General features: G+C 72.7%; 12 protein-coding genes. 9 read left to right on the top strand and 3 right to left on the bottom strand.

All coding sequences use genetic code 11. From position 1 onward, the window contains the following. Positions 1 to 109: 109 nt before the first annotated feature. The 8 genes from DEJ01_RS00650 (at position 110) to DEJ01_RS00600 (ending at position 10441) form a co-directional block, all read left to right on the top strand. The gene (locus tag DEJ01_RS00650; protein WP_017886319.1) at positions 110 to 1444 is read left to right on the top strand and encodes an adenylosuccinate synthase; all 1335 of its coding nucleotides are present in this window, start codon (positions 110 to 112) and stop codon (positions 1442 to 1444) included. A gap of 2 nt (positions 1445 to 1446) precedes the next feature. Further along, positions 1447 to 2004 carry a low molecular weight phosphatase family protein gene (locus DEJ01_RS00645; RefSeq protein ID WP_258375621.1) on the top strand — a complete coding sequence of 186 codons (558 nt, stop codon included), beginning with the start codon at positions 1447 to 1449 and terminating at the stop codon, positions 2002 to 2004. Between the two features lie 158 nt (positions 2005 to 2162). Continuing rightward, the gene (locus DEJ01_RS00640; protein WP_111091930.1) at positions 2163 to 3965 is read left to right on the top strand and encodes a S8 family serine peptidase; all 1803 of its coding nucleotides are present in this window, start codon (positions 2163 to 2165) and stop codon (positions 3963 to 3965) included. After that, positions 3962 to 6637 carry a hypothetical protein gene (locus tag DEJ01_RS00625; protein WP_181438314.1) on the top strand — a complete coding sequence of 892 codons (2676 nt, stop codon included), beginning with the start codon at positions 3962 to 3964 and terminating at the stop codon, positions 6635 to 6637. Before DEJ01_RS00640 ends, DEJ01_RS00625 begins: the two co-directional genes overlap by 4 nt. 108 nt (positions 6638 to 6745) lie before the next feature. Next, a complete protein-coding gene (locus tag DEJ01_RS00620) occupies positions 6746 to 7237 on the top strand; it encodes an SRPBCC family protein (RefSeq protein ID WP_111033706.1) in 492 nt (163 codons plus the stop codon). 189 nt (positions 7238 to 7426) lie between these two features. Continuing rightward, positions 7427 to 8401: a CPBP family intramembrane glutamic endopeptidase gene (locus DEJ01_RS00615; protein WP_111091926.1), complete on the top strand. Its 975-nt coding sequence runs from the start codon at positions 7427 to 7429 to the stop codon at positions 8399 to 8401. Then, positions 8388 to 9773, top strand: a complete 1386-nt coding sequence (locus tag DEJ01_RS00605) for a sensor histidine kinase (RefSeq protein WP_146247531.1) — start codon at positions 8388 to 8390, stop codon at positions 9771 to 9773. The genes DEJ01_RS00615 and DEJ01_RS00605 overlap by 14 nt, the downstream gene beginning before the upstream one ends. Further along, positions 9770 to 10441, top strand: coding sequence for a response regulator transcription factor (locus DEJ01_RS00600; protein WP_110892023.1), 672 nt, complete (start codon positions 9770 to 9772; stop codon positions 10439 to 10441). The genes DEJ01_RS00605 and DEJ01_RS00600 overlap by 4 nt, the downstream gene beginning before the upstream one ends. 31 nt (positions 10442 to 10472) lie before the next feature. Here DEJ01_RS00600 and DEJ01_RS00595 read toward each other — a convergent pair whose 3' ends face one another. Next, positions 10473 to 10967, bottom strand: coding sequence for a hypothetical protein (locus DEJ01_RS00595; protein WP_111091923.1), 495 nt, complete (start codon positions 10965 to 10967; stop codon positions 10473 to 10475). Positions 10968 to 11083: 116 nt separating this feature from the next. Here DEJ01_RS00595 and DEJ01_RS00590 point away from each other — a divergent pair, with 116 nt between their 5' ends. Then, positions 11084 to 11722, top strand: a complete 639-nt coding sequence (locus DEJ01_RS00590) for a TetR/AcrR family transcriptional regulator (RefSeq protein ID WP_139196581.1) — start codon at positions 11084 to 11086, stop codon at positions 11720 to 11722. A gap of 177 nt (positions 11723 to 11899) precedes the next feature. On the opposite strand, the gene DEJ01_RS00585 is transcribed toward DEJ01_RS00590, so the two are convergent. Both DEJ01_RS00585 and DEJ01_RS00580 read right to left on the bottom strand, forming a co-directional pair. Further along, positions 11900 to 13183, bottom strand: a complete 1284-nt coding sequence (locus DEJ01_RS00585; RefSeq protein ID WP_146247530.1) for a PP2C family protein-serine/threonine phosphatase — start codon at positions 13181 to 13183, stop codon at positions 11900 to 11902. Positions 13184 to 13257: 74 nt separating this feature from the next. Next, positions 13258 to 13980, bottom strand: a complete 723-nt coding sequence (locus DEJ01_RS00580) for a type II CAAX prenyl endopeptidase Rce1 family protein (protein ID WP_111039205.1) — start codon at positions 13978 to 13980, stop codon at positions 13258 to 13260. Positions 13981 to 14086 lie beyond the last annotated feature (106 nt).

The following is a 14086-nucleotide window of genomic DNA, read 5'->3' as shown; positions in this document are numbered from 1 at the left end:
TCCACAGGACGTCACAGCGGGTGACGCGCAGGTGACCAGCCGATAGACTCGGGTGGACCACCGGCCCGGACGGCCGTGTGCGGTCCTCCGCCAACGTGAGGAGAACCAGATGCCCGCAGCAGTCATCATCGGAGCCCAGTGGGGCGACGAGGGCAAGGGGAAGGCCACCGACCTCCTCGGCTCCCGCATCGACTACGTCGTGAAGTTCAACGGCGGCAACAACGCCGGCCACACCGTCGTCGTCGGCGGCGAGAAGTACGCCCTGCACCTGCTGCCCTCCGGCATCCTGACGCCCGGCGTGACCCCGATCATCGGCAACGGCGTCGTCGTCGACCTCGAGGTGCTGTTCCAGGAGCTCGACGCCCTGCGCGCCCGCGGCGTCGACGTCTCGAAGCTCCTCGTGTCGGCCAACGCCCACGTCATCACGCACTACCACCGCACCGTCGACAAGGTGACCGAGCGGTTCCTGGGCAAGCGGCAGATCGGCACCACCGGTCGCGGCATCGGCCCGACCTACGCCGACAAGATCAACCGCGTCGGCATCCGGATCCAGGACATCTTCGACGAGAACATCCTGCGGCAGAAGGTCGAGGCGGCGCTCGACCAGAAGAACCACCTGCTGGTCAAGGTCTTCAACCGCCGTGCGATCGACCCGGAAGAAGTCGTCGAGTCGCTGCTCTCGTTCGCCGAGCGCCTGCGCCCGATGGTCGCCGACACCGCCCTCGAGATCCACCGTGCGCTCGAGCGTGGCGAGACCGTCCTGTTCGAAGCCGGCCAGGCCACCATGCTCGACGTCGACCACGGCACCTACCCGTTCGTCACCTCGTCGTCCGCGACCGCCGGTGGCGCCGCGACCGGTTCGGGCATCGGCCCGGGCAAGCTCGAGCGGATCATCGGCATCGTCAAGGCGTACACGACCCGCGTCGGCGCCGGTCCGTTCCCGACCGAGCTGTTCGACGAGTCGGGCGAGTTCCTGCGCGCCAACGGCTTCGAGTTCGGCACCACCACCGGCCGCCCGCGTCGCTGTGGCTGGTACGACGCCCCGATCGCCCGCTACACGGCACGCATCAACGGTGTGACCGACTTCGTGCTCACCAAGCTCGACGTCCTGACCGGGCTCGAGACGATCCCGGTGTGCGTCGCGTACGAGGTCGACGGCGTCCGCGTCGACGAGGTCCCGGTCAACCAGTCCGACTTCCACCACGCGAAGCCGGTGTACCAGGAGTTTCCCGGCTGGACCGAGGACATCACGGGAGCCCGCACCTTCGACGACCTGCCGAAGAACGCGCAGGACTACGTCCTGGCGATCGAGGCGATGTCCGGCGCACGGATCTCCGCGATCGGTGTGGGACCCGGCCGTGACGCCATCGTCGTGCGGCACGACCTGCTCGGCGACGACGAGCGTGCCGACCAGCGCGCCGGCGAACGCACCGACGCAGCGTGACGATGCGGATCCTGTTCGTCTGCAGCGGCAACATCTGCCGGTCGCCGCTCGGCGCGCAGGTCCTGACGGCACGACTCGGCCCGGACGCCCCCGCGTTCGTGGTCGAGTCGGCCGGCACCATCGCCGACGACGGCGCCGCGATGGACGCCGCCGCGGCGGAGCAGTCCGTCCGGCTCGGGGGCGACCCGTCGGCCCACCGGTCGCGGTACCTGACGGCCGAGATCGTCGCGAACGCCGACCTGGTGCTGACCGCCGAGCGATCGCACCGTGCAGCCGCCGTCTCCCTGGCGCCGCGGGCATCCAAGCGGACGTTCACGATCAAGCAGTTCGCGCGGGTGCTCGCCGGCCTCGAGCCCGGCGACCTGGCCGACGTGACGACCCCGCAGGAACTCGTGGAGCGTGTCGCCCGGCTGCGCGGCACGGTCCCGCCGCCCGCCGACCCGGCCGACGACGACGTGGACGACCCCTACCGTCGCTCGACGGCGACGCACCAGCGCGTGGCCGACGAGGTCGACGTGGCCCTGACGGGCATCGCGGACGCATTGCGCGCCGTGGTCTGACCCCCTGACGGACAGGAGGCCCGGTGTCAGCTGACACCGGGCCTCCTGTTTGTCTGGACTGCTCGTGTCCTGCGAGTGATAACGATTCTCAGTTTCATGTAAGGTCGCTGTGGCAGCGCGCAGCGCTGCGTCCCCGCCTCTCAGCAGATCAGGAACCCATGCGTCCACGCTTCCTCATCGGTGCGCTCGCGCTCGCCGTGATCATCCCCGGCGCGCTCCTCGTGCGCCCCGCACCGCCCTCGCCCGACCGACCGCTCGCGGACTCCGTCCCCGCCTGGACCGCACACGCCGAGCGCGGTGACCCGGTGACCGCCGACGAGTTGTCCCTCACCGTCCTCCTCGACCCCGTGTACCTCGACCGCGCCCCGGCCGTGGCGACCTGGTTGCGCGGTGCCGGGCTCCACGTCGGCCCCGTCGAGCGCTCGATCGCGTCCCTGCCCGTTCGCGGGACGGCCGCGCGCATCGCGGACGCCTTCCACACCTCCTTCGCGCGGTGGGACGTCGCCGGACAGAGCGCCGTGGCACCGGTCCGCGCCCTCGCCGTGCCACGCGGGCTGACCGCCGTCGTCGGCGTGTCCGGAGCCGTTGACTCCGACGCCGTCCGACCGACCGAGACGACCACTGCAGCAGCGGTGGCACCCACCCCGGCACCGGGTGAGACCGTCCCGCGACCGCCGGTCCTGGCCGACGACGGACAGTGCGCAGCATGGTGGGGCGAGCGCCTCACGACGGACTGGCCCGCATCGGTGCCGGTCACGCACCGATCGAACGCGCTGTGCGGGTACCAGCCGGCCCAGTTGCGCGAGGTCCACGACGTGCCGGCCGGGTACACCGGACGCGGCGCGACCATCGCGATCGTCGCCGCCTACGACGACCCCGACGTCGAAGCGAACACGGACACCTACTTCCGGGCGGCGGGCGCCCAGCCGTTCCGCTCGGGGCAGTACCAGCACCACGCTCCGGCGTCGCCGGACACCTCCCGCTGCGGCGGGCCGCAGAGCTGGACAGAGGAGCAGCACCTCGACGTGCAGGCGGTGCACGCGATGGCCCCCGACGCCGACATCGAGTACTGGGGTGCCGACGACTGCAGCACCACCTCGTTGTTCTCGCGGATCCTCGACGTCGTCGAACACGGCAGTGCGGACGTCATCAGCCTGTCGTTCGGGTCCACCGAGGACCTGGACACCGCGGACGACCGGACGCTGCTGAACCGCGTGCTCGTCGAGGCGGGGGCCCGGGGCATCTCGGTGTTCGCGTCCTCGGGGAACGACGGCGACAACAGCGCCGTCGGTGACCACGACTCCGGCCCCGACGTGTCGTCGCCGGCGTCCAGCCCGTACGTGACCGCGGTCGGAGCGACCAGCACCGGGCTCGCCCGTGACGGTTCCGTTGCGGTCGAGGCTGGTTGGGAGACCGAGACCCGCTTCGCGCGCAACGGTGCCCTCATCCCGCCGGGCTTCGCGTACGGCGCCGGCGGCGGCCAGTCCGACGTCTACGACCGACCGACGTGGCAGCGCCAGCTGCTCGACGAACCGGGGACCGGGCGACTCGTCCCCGACGTCGCGTCGATCGGCGACCCCAACACCGGCTTCGTCGTGTACGGGCCACACAAGGGCGTGACCGGCTACGTCACGCACGGCGGCACGAGTCTGGCGACCCCGATGGTCGCCTCGATGGTCGCCATGGCCAAGGCCGCCACGGGGGTCCGGATCGGGCTCGTCACGCCGATGCTCTACGAGATGCTCGGGACCGACGCCGTCCGCGACGTCCGCCCCGCTTCCGCTGCCACCTGGTCGCCGCGCGGGCCCGATGCCGGAGCGCTGTGGCCCGAGACCCTGTTCCTCTGGGACACCGGTCGGCAGGGACTCCGATCCGCACCCGGCTGGGACGACGTGACCGGGGTCGGCGTCCCCGCCGGCCGCGCCTTCTTCACCGCGTTCGCCGAGGAGGCCCGCCGATGACCGATCGTCCACGCACCAGTTCCGTCATCGCGCTCGCGGCCTCGGCGCTGCTCGGCATCGGCCTCGTGGTGCCCATGCTCGCGCTGCCGGCCAGCGCGGACACCGCGGCCGACGGCGCCACCCTCGCCGCCGCGTCGGGCGTCGAACTGACCGACATCGACGGTGGCACGCTCACCGCACCGACCCCGGCCGTGCGCTGGGACTCGGGCGACCCGACGGTGGCCCGGGTCGACACGACGCAGGACGTCCTGAAGCTCAACACCACCCGCACGAGCGGTCTGCGCTCGGAGGCCGGCCCGGACGGGGCGACCTCGACGATCGCGAGCGGGGAGTTCACCCTGCGCGATCGTCCCCCCGTCGTGTTCACCGGACTCCGCGCCGCGTGCACTCCCGGCGGCACCCCCGCGGTGTCGTTCGACCGCCTGACCATCGACGGCGACGACGTCACCACCGAGGCCACCGCGACGCCCGGGTGGAGCCGCGACCTGCCGGAGTCCCGTTACGGCGCCACCAAGGTCGTCGTCGGCAGCACCACGACGGCCGCCGACGGCACCACGACGACGGTCGCGCTCCGCATCGACGCCGAAGCCGGTGCCTCCGAGATCTGGCGCGTCCGTGCCGGATCGGTCTCCTGCGCGGCGGGTGACCGCTGGCCGGCTCCCACCCCGACGCCGACGCCGACGCCCACCCCGACCCCGGCTCCGACGCCTGATCCCGCGCCGCAGCCGACCCCGGCCCACGGCGACGCCCTGGCCACCCGGAGCGTCAGCGGTGTGCAGGTGACTGCCCCGGACGGAACCGTGCTCATCGACGGGCAGCCCACGGTGACCGGCGTCGCGAAGCGCACCGCCGACCGGGTCGACGCTGCCGACGGTTCCCCGTCGACCGCACGTGGGGTCACCGTCTCGACTGCGGCGGACGGTACTTCGGACGTGCACCTCGACTCGTTCGAGCAGATCCCCGACCGGGCCTCGGACCCGGTCGCGGAGTACCGCTGGCCAGCGCTGCGCGTGTACGGCCTCGACGCCCACCTCACGCCAGAGGGGACGATGACCGTGGACTTCGCGAACGAGTCGAACGCGGTGTTCGTCAACGGGGTGTGGATCAACACCGCCACCGACCTGTACACCGGCGTCGACGCTGACGGCAAGGAGCGGGTCAGCGTGGCCTTCGGGGAGCGCACGGTGCACGCGGACGGCAGCACGACCCTGACCGCGCTGCACTACCGCGACCTGACGGGGGCGCACCCCGACGTGCGGCTCGGCGCCGTCACGATCCCGGCGAGGGCGAGCAGCCCGACGGACGCTCGGGTCACCGCCGCCTTCGGGGTGGGCGTCCGGGGGACGGGCGGTACGGCGCTGGTCGCCCCGCAGCCGCGGGTCACCAGTGCCGGGGAACACCGTTCCGCCGCCCGCATCGACGCGATCGCCGACTACCCCGCCCGGGCAACCGACGTCACGGCGGGGATCGGGGACGACGGCGACACCGCGACCATCTCGGTCGGGCACTTCGAGCAGATCCCGGACGAGGCCACCGACCCCGTCGCCGCCTACCGCTGGCCGGCACTCCGCGTGAACGGATTGCACGCCGAGGTGACGGCGGCCGGCACGATGACGGTCTCCTTCGACGACGAGTCGAACGCCGTGTTCGTGAACGGGGTGTGGATCAACACCGCCACCGACCTGTACACGGGGCTCGCCCCGGACGGGACCGAACGGGTCCGCGTCCACCTCGGCGAACGGACCGAGAACCCGGACGGGACCGTCACGCTCACGGCGCTCCGCTACGAGGACCTGACCGGGACGCACCCCGACGTGCTGCTCGGCCAGGTGACGTTGGCGGCGGCGCAGCCCGCCCCGGACCCGACCCCGGGCGGGGGCGGCACCACGCCGACACCGGAGCCGCACGACCCGGCCATCGCACGCTGGCATGCCTTCGGGCTCCGGGCATCCGGACCGAGCGACGTCCCGGCGCAACCCGTCGCTGCGCCCGCCGCCGACGGCACCACCGTGACCGAGCGGGCGGACCAGGTCGGGGACGGCGCCACCGGACAGCTGCGTGTCGACGGGGTCACGGTGCGGTCGGCGAGTGACCGCGGCGAGGTCCGACTCGAACGGGTCGTCCTCTACCCGGGCACGAGCATCGCCGGCGAGCTCCGTGACGTCCGTGTCCGGGTGACCCACGGCGGTGCCACCGTGACGACCGCGGGTGGGCGGATCGCGGGCACCACCATCCCGGCGGGCACGATCCGGGCGAACACCCGGATCGCCCTGCCCGGCGGGCTGGGGAAGGTCGTGCTCAACGAGCAGCGGACCCGCGGGCGGGACCGGACCGTCACCGCGCTGCACCTGAGCGACCCCGCCGGGTTGGCAGCCGACGTGTCGGCAGCGGTGGTCACCACGGCAAAGGTCGATCCGCCCGCGAACGGCGGGAATGGCGGGCAGGGCGGCGGCAGCGCAGCCGGAGGCCCGGGCAACGAAGCGGCTCCCGGTGCCCTGACGCCGGACGGCACGAGCCCGGCCGGTACGAGCGGTACGAGCGGCATCGGGACGGGCAGCGGAGACCTCGCGTTCACCGGTGCCTCGCTCCTGCCGGGCCTCATCGCGGCGGTGCTCCTGCTCGGAGCGGGTACCGCGATGGTGGCGCTGCGGCGTCGACGGCGCGTGCGCTGACCGCAGGCCCGCGGGATCGCGGGACGTCAGGCCCGGTGCCGGTCGGCACCGGGCCTGACGTCCGCCGCGTGGGGAGGCCCGCGCGACCGCCACGTGCGAGGATGACTCATGCCCGTCGTCGAGTCCCGCTGCGTCATCCCGGTCGAGCCCGACGTGGCGTTCGCCGTCTCGCAGACACAGGGGGCGATCCGGAAGCGGTGGGACCCCTTCATCCGCCGCCAGCACCTGATGGACGGTGCGACCGTGCCGGCGAAGGGCGTCCGGACGTACACGGTGCAACGGTTCGGGCTGGCGATGGAGAGCGAGTACGTCTCGTACCACCCGCCCTCGAACGTGGGGATGAAGATGACGAAGGGCTCGTGGTTCTTCGAGCGCATGGGCGGAGGATGGCGCTTCACGGCGGCCGAGGGGCAGCCCGGGCACACCCTCGCGGTCTGGCGCTACAACTTCACCTGCAGGCCGAAGTGGCTCGCGCCGATCGCCGAGCGCATCGGCGTGCTCGTGCTGCAGCGGGACATCGACCGGCGCATCCTGGGGTTCGCCCGCGGCTGCGAGGACCCCGTCGTCCTGGCCCACGTGGCCGCACAGCGCGCTGCCTGACCGGACCCGCGAGACGCCGGCATCCTGCGGGCCGAGTCGGTTCGGAAGACGCCGTCGTCGAGCGATGACGACGGCGTGTTCAGGAGTGCCGAACCCACCCGCAGCGCACTTGCATCCTTCGATGGAACTCCCGCAGGTGCATCCCGAAGCCGGTCGTCCCCGAGCGCCCCGTTTCCTAGCGTCGCGTACATGACGAACACAACCGAAGTCCGGCCCACCGCCGGCACCGCAGCCCGCGACAGAGGGGGTGTGCGCGGCCTCATCGCCCGGCACCCGCTCGTGTCCTTCTTCACCATGGCACTCGGCCTGAGCTGGCTCGCGTGGGTGCCGTACATCCTGTCGCCGCACGGCATGGGCGTCTGGGACATCCACTTCCCCGAGGTCCTGGGCAGCGCTCAGTTCACGGGCGTCCTGCCCGGTGCGCTCCTCGGCCCGTTGGGCAGTGCCTTCATCGTCACCGCGGTCGCCGACGGTCGCGCGGGGCTCCGCCGCTGGGTGGGACGGCTGTTCCGCTGGCGGGTCGCCTGGTACTGGTACGCGCTGGCGCTCGTCGTCGTGCCGGCCCTGATCGTCGTGTCCGCGCTGCCGTTCGCCGGTGGTGACGTACGGCACCCCTCGGCCCTGGCCTTCGCCATGCTCGTGCCCGGACTGATCATCCAGCTGTTCTCGACCGGCCTGAGCGAGGAGCCCGGCTGGCGCGACTTCGCCCTGCCGCGCCTGCAGCACCGCTTCGGGGGCCTCGGCGCCGCCGCGATCCTCGGCCCGATCTGGGCGCTCTGGCACATGCCGCTGTACTTCAGCGACTGGGGCGGCTGGCCGAACGCGCACTGGAGCGAGCCCGTCGTGTTCGCCCTGTTCACCATCACCTTCAACGTCGTGATGATCCAGGTCTTCAACAAGACCCGCGAGAGCCTGCCCCTGGCCCTGCTGCTGCACGTCGGCGTGAACAACACGATCTCGACGCTGTTCCCCGAGATGTACCCGAGCATGACCGCCGGCACGCTGATGATCGGCCTGACGATCATGTCGACGATCGCCGCCGTGGTGCTGCTCGTCGCGACCCGCGGCCGCCTGGGCTACGACCCCGCCCGACGCGCCCTGCCCCTCGACGCACCGGTCCCCACCCGCGCCCGCCTCGTAGGATCCAACGATGGCACCCGCTGAGCACGACGCGCTGCGCGCACCGGCCGAGTCGGCAGCACAGCGCGAGCCGGCAGCGCAGCCCGCGCGATCGGCCCAGCCCGAGCAGCGCGCCCGCCGCGTCGACGTCCTCGTCGCCCTCGGCACGGCCGTCGTCGCCCTCGGGCTGCTGCTCGGCCTGCCGCCCCTGGACAGCCTCGAACCGGACGGCCCCGCCCTGGCTCTGGGGGTCCCTGCAGTGTTCTCGGCCTCCTGGACTGTCTTGGCCCTCGGCCTGCTGGCCCAGGCGGCAGCCCTGCTCGCCGCCCGCCGGGCACCACGCACCGTGCTGATCGTGGTCGCCGCCCTGCCGGTGGTGGTCGCGGCGCTCGCCCCGGAGTCGTCCGACCTGTTCGGCCTCACCGCACTGCCCGTGGTCGTCGCCGTCGTCCTCGCCGCACTCCGCGTCCCGCTGGCCCGCCTGTGGCCGACACTCGTGGTCGCCGCTGCCCTGGTGGCAGCCGGCAGCGCGGTGCTGGCCGCCGTCGCCGGTGGCGCGGGCCGCGGTGACGTCTCGACGGCCCTCACCGGCTCGCTCGGGCAGGGCGTGCTGCAGGCGATCGGCGCGGTCGGCCTGCCCCTCCTGGTCACCCTGCTCGTGCAGTCCCGCCGCGAGGTCCGTGTCGCCCGCACCGCCGAGGCCAGCGCCGTGAACCGGGAGCAGTATGCCCTGGTCGACGCCGCGGTGTCCCGTGAACGTGCCGCGATGGCCCGTGAGCTCCACGACATCGCCGCCCACCACCTGTCCGGCATCGCACTGATGGCCGCCGTCATCGACCGGCAGATCGACGCGGACCCGGAGCGTGCCCACGAGGGTGCCCGCCAGGTCCGCGAGCAGAGCACCGCCGTGCTCGAGGACCTCCGCCGCCTGGTCGGCCTGCTCCGCGACGACGCCCCCGCCGAGCGCGCCGTCGAGACCGTCGCCGGCATCGTCGACCTGGCCGAACGTGCCCGGTTCCGCAGCGACGTCCGGCTCGACGTGCTGCCGGGGGACCGCCCGCTGGCCGACGGCGTCGGCCCGCTCGCGCAGCTCGCCGCCTACCGCACCGTCCAGGAGGCACTGGCCAACGCCGCCCTGCACGCCCCGTCCGCCCCGTGCACCGTCACCATCGACGACCGCGACGCGACCCGGGTGGTGATCCGGGTGGAGAACGCACCGGCCACCGTCCCGGCAGCGGGGACCTCTCCCTCGGGCGGCAACGGCCTGCGGGGGATGCGCGAGCGGGCGGACCTGGTCGGGGCGCGCCTCCAGACCGGCCCGACCGCGACCGGCGGATGGCTGGTGGAGCTGGCGCTCGGCCGGGAGGCACCTGCCGCACCCGCGCAGGCCGCCGACGGCCCCGGGGCGGTCGCGTGATCCGCGTGCTGGTCGCGGACGACCAGCCCCTGGTCCGCGCCGGGGTGTCCGCGCTCCTCGGTGCGGAGCCGGACATCGAGGTGGTCGGCGTGGCCGCCGACGGCGGCGAGGCGCTCGCGCTGGCGCGCGAGACGCGACCCGACGTCGCCTGCCTGGACATCCGGATGCCGGTGATGAACGGCATCGAACTCGCCCGGATCTTCTGCGCACCGGACGCCGATCCGGCGATCCCCGCGCTCATGCTGACGACGTTCGACCTGGACGACTACGTGTTCGGGGCGCTCGAGGCCGGGGCCTCCGGGTTCCTGCTCAAGGACGCCGAGCCGGACACCATCGTCGACGCCGTGCGGCAGGTCGCCGCCGGCAACGGCACGCTCGACCAGGCCCTGACCCGGCGGGTGCTGCGGGAGTTCGTGTCTCGTCGGAGCCTGCAGCCGGTCTCCGGCGACCGGGCCGACGGCGTGCTGACCGCCCGTGAGCGCGAGGTGCTCCTGCTGCTGGCGCAGGGGATGTCGAACGAGGAGATCGCCGCAGCCCTGGTGCTCGAGGTCTCGACCGTCAAGTCGCACCTGGCGCGGATGCTGCCGAAGCTCGGGGTGCGGTCGCGGCTGCAAGCCGTGGTGTGGGCGTACCAGAACCGGATCGTGACGGTGCCGGAGCAGCCGTAGCGGGCCCGGTGTCAGCCGGCGGGCTGCGGCGTCAGTCGGCGGGCCGTGGCTCGGCGGCGCCGGGGACGACGAGCTGCCAGACGTCGTCGTCTCCGTCGTGGGAGAGGTACAGGCGGAAGGCGCCCTGGTCGGCGAGGGGGTCGCCCGAGAGGTACTCGACCGGTTCGCCGCTCGTCTCGCACTGGTCCGAGGTGCTGATGACCTGGATCGTGTCGCCGGGGGCGACGGCGTCACCCTTCGTGACGTCGGTGACCGTCGCCTCGTACACCTCGTAGATGCCCTGCGGTTCCACGGTGCGGTCGGTCTTGGTGACCTCGGCGTCGACGACGAGTTCAGCGGCGTCGCGGCGTTCGGCCGGGGTCTTCAGCTGGACGTAGTCGGTGCACCCGGTGCTCTGCACGTTGTCGTCGTTGCTCGGGTTCGTGGGGGCGCCGGTCCCGCCGCCGACTTCGGGGGCGCAGCCCGCCAGGGTGCCGCCGAGCACCACGACGAGTGCCACGACCGGTGCGATCCGTCCCCACTGCATGGGGCGAGTATGGCTCACTCCGAGCGACGACACCAGGGTGGTCACGCCTGTCCGGGGAACGCGCGTTCCCGTTCGGGGGACTGTGCACGGGCGCGTCGGGCTGGTGCAGTGTATGCATGCACATCGAAACGCCGCCGGTGACCACCCCCGACGACCCCGCCCTGCGGGGTGAGGTCATCCACGGGATGATCACGGCGCTGCGTTCCCGTCCGCTGCACGAGGTGACCCCCGAGGTCGTCGCGGCTGCGGCCGGAGTGGACACCGACGTCGTCGGCCGCACGTTTCCGAGCTGGGACGGCCTGCTTCTGGCGACCATCGACCGGTGGAACGAGGAGCGCACCGTGCCGCTCATGCCCCTGGCCGAGCAGCACGGCACCATCCGGTTCCTGCGTGCGATCGTCACCGCGAACGTGGCCGACCCGTCGCTCATGCGGTTCCTGACGGCGACGTTGAACATCGCGGCATCGCCCGAGCACCCGCTCGCGCCGATGCTGCACGCCCGGTGGCGACGCTTCCACGCCTTCGTGCAGCACGCCCTGGAGCGCGACGTCCTGCTCGGTCGTGAGCCGAGCACGATGGAACCGGCCCGCGGCTCGGAGCAGCTGCTCGCGACCTACGAAGGGCTGCAGCTGCAGTCCATGGTGCGACCGGAGATGGACCTGCTCGAGGCGTTCGACCGCGCCGTGACGCGCCTGCGCGAGGGCTGGTCCCGCGCGTACGTGCCGCCCGTCTGGGACCTCGCCCGGGTCGGTTGACCCTCCGGGTGGCTCGTCGGGCCGCCCCCACAGACCGAGGACGCTAGGGCGTCCGAGGGCAGACGCTCACCGTCTGCACGCGTCGCCGCACGATTCGGGTTCGAGCGGCGGCGCGTACCAATCTCTGGACGGTGTCCGTGCGTTCCGCACCGGCCGCCGTGCGCTTGTTCCGCGCCGTCAGTCCGCGTGCATCGCGAGCGGTCGCTCGGTGTCCACCTCGACCGGCTGCCGGCGGATCGCGATCACCGTGACGTCGTCGTCGTGCGGCACCTCGTCGGCACGGGCCGACAGCGCGAGGACGACCGCGTGCGGGTCGCGGCCGGCGCGGGCGATCGCGGCGACGGAGTCGATCGTGTCGTCCAGGTCGTCGTACAGGTCGAGCACGCCGTCGCTGAACGAGACGAGCAGGTCGCCCGGTTCGAGGGTGCCGTCGGAAGTCGCCCACTCCTCGCGGATGCCGAGCCCGAGCGGCATGTCGCCGGAGCGCAGCCGGTCGACGTGTCCGTCGGCCCGCAGGACGAAGCTCAATCCGTGACCAGCGTCGGCCCACTGGAGGGTGCCGTCGTCGGAGATCCGGGCGTGGAACAGCGTGGTGAAGGCGAGATCGGGTCCGACGCCTTCGGCGGTCAGCCCGTCGGATGCCCGCTTCAGCGCCTCGCCGGGGTCCTCGACGGTCCGGGCGCTGCGCAGGGTCGCTCGCACCGCGGCCGCGATCAGCCCCGCGCCGACGCCCTTGCCCATGACGTCGCCGAGGCTCACCGCCACCCCGGTCGGCGTCGGGTACCAGTCGAAGAAGTCCCCACCGACGCTCCGGGCCGGCAGGCAGGCACCGGCGACGACGACGTCCTCGGTGATGCGGCCGGTCGTCGTCGGGAGCAGGGACCGCTGCACGGCGGCCGCCCGGTCGATCTCGGCGCGGACCTTGCCCTCACGTGCCTCGGCCGACCGCAGGTTCAGGCGCGAGCGACGGGAGAGCTCGTGCACGACGACGGCGACGGTGCCGAACACGATGACCACGGCACCGACGCGGACGAGTTCACTCGGCCCGGGCGGGTCGGTCGGGGTCAGCACGTACGGGGCGAGCATCACGACCAGCAGACCGAGGACCGCGAACCCCACGGTTCGACGCCCCTCGAGCGATGCCCACCAGATCACCGGCAGCACCACGAGGGCCGTGAACACCGAGGCACCCGCACCCGTACCGGTGCGCAGCAGCGCGATCGTCAGGAAGTCGACGGTCAGCAGGATCGGCACCACCCAGGCCGCGCGGCGCACGAGCGTGGGGATCGCGCTCATCAGCGTCGCGACCACCACGCCGACCACGCTCGCGACGAACAGGTGGTGCTGGGTGATCGGCAGCGACGGCATCACGACGCTCAGGAACGCCGACAGCGCCAACAGGCCGCTGATCGGAGCCTGACGGACGAGAGGGTTGTCGACGATGCTGGTTGGGCGAGTCATGCTCAGTGCAGGCTAGTGGTCCGCGCGGCTGAGCGACCGCCCCTGACCCCATCTGGGGACGCAGCCCTGGCCGCTCAGCGCGGCCAGGTGGCGACGACCGCGACCGCGTTGAACAGCACGTGCGCCAGGATCGCGCCGCCGATGCGGTCGGTCATCGCGACGAGCGTGCCGGTGAGCAGGCCGAGCAGGAACGTCGTGACGAACACCTGGAACCCGCCGAGCGACGTGCCACCCGCACCGAGCAGCAGGTGGAGCAGCGCGAACAGGAACGCCGTGACCAGCACCGCGAGGAACCGGGTGCGGGGCGTGAGCTCGGCGGCGAGCCGGCGCTGGAACAGCCCGCGGAACACCACTTCTTCGAGCACCGGGCTGACGACGACGATGCCGATGGCCGACACGAGCAGCAGCCCGACGTCCGGCGTGCCGAGCGTCGGTGCGGGGACCAGCCCGGTCGTCCCCGTGAACGCGAGCGACATGAAGACGTCCACTGCGCGGCACACGATCACGATGCCGATCGCGAAGACCACGATCCCCAGGTCGAGCCGCAGCCGCGACACCATCGCCGCACGCGGGGTCCGACGGAGCACCACGGCGGCCGCGACGACGAGCGGCACCCAGACGGCGGCGTCCGCGGCGAGCACCTGCAGGACCGGCGAGGGGATGCCCCCAGTCCGGGTGACCTGTCCGACGATCCGGGTCAGGATCACGGCGACGCCGAGTGCGACGAGGATGACGATGAGGTCCCGCTGTCGCCGCACGCTGGGCTCGGTGGTGGTCGTGGCCGGCTCGGAGCGCATGGGGCCACCGTAGAGGACACCGCGCGGCGGATGGCGACTTCCCCCGAGCAGTACTCGTTCCTGTGGCACTATTTGTATGCCGTGCGCTGGGAGTACCCCGGCGTGC

Source organism: Curtobacterium sp. MCLR17_040 (assembly GCF_003234735.1).
GTDB classification, from domain to species: domain Bacteria; phylum Actinomycetota; class Actinomycetes; order Actinomycetales; family Microbacteriaceae; genus Curtobacterium; species Curtobacterium flaccumfaciens.
Note: the sequence above shows the minus strand (reverse complement) of the source record. Positions and strands in the feature narration are given on the sequence as shown.

Excerpts from the sequence above, each read along its gene's own strand:
- DEJ01_RS00650 (WP_017886319.1), top strand. The coding sequence starts at position 110 with ATGCCCGCAGCAGTCATCATCGGAGCCCAGTGGGGCGACGAGGGCAAG.
- DEJ01_RS00645 (WP_258375621.1), top strand. The coding sequence starts at position 1,447 with ATGCGGATCCTGTTCGTCTGCAGCGGCAACATCTGCCGGTCGCCGCTC.
- DEJ01_RS00640 (WP_111091930.1), top strand. The coding sequence starts at position 2,163 with ATGCGTCCACGCTTCCTCATCGGTGCGCTCGCGCTCGCCGTGATCATC.
- DEJ01_RS00625 (WP_181438314.1), top strand. The coding sequence starts at position 3,962 with ATGACCGATCGTCCACGCACCAGTTCCGTCATCGCGCTCGCGGCCTCG.
- DEJ01_RS00620 (WP_111033706.1), top strand. The coding sequence starts at position 6,746 with ATGCCCGTCGTCGAGTCCCGCTGCGTCATCCCGGTCGAGCCCGACGTG.
- DEJ01_RS00615 (WP_111091926.1), top strand. The coding sequence starts at position 7,427 with ATGACGAACACAACCGAAGTCCGGCCCACCGCCGGCACCGCAGCCCGC.
- DEJ01_RS00605 (WP_146247531.1), top strand. The coding sequence starts at position 8,388 with ATGGCACCCGCTGAGCACGACGCGCTGCGCGCACCGGCCGAGTCGGCA.
- DEJ01_RS00595 (WP_111091923.1), bottom strand. The coding sequence starts at position 10,967 with ATGCAGTGGGGACGGATCGCACCGGTCGTGGCACTCGTCGTGGTGCTC.
- DEJ01_RS00590 (WP_139196581.1), top strand. The coding sequence starts at position 11,084 with ATGCACATCGAAACGCCGCCGGTGACCACCCCCGACGACCCCGCCCTG.
- DEJ01_RS00585 (WP_146247530.1), bottom strand. The coding sequence starts at position 13,183 with ATGACTCGCCCAACCAGCATCGTCGACAACCCTCTCGTCCGTCAGGCT.
- DEJ01_RS00580 (WP_111039205.1), bottom strand. The coding sequence starts at position 13,980 with ATGCGCTCCGAGCCGGCCACGACCACCACCGAGCCCAGCGTGCGGCGA.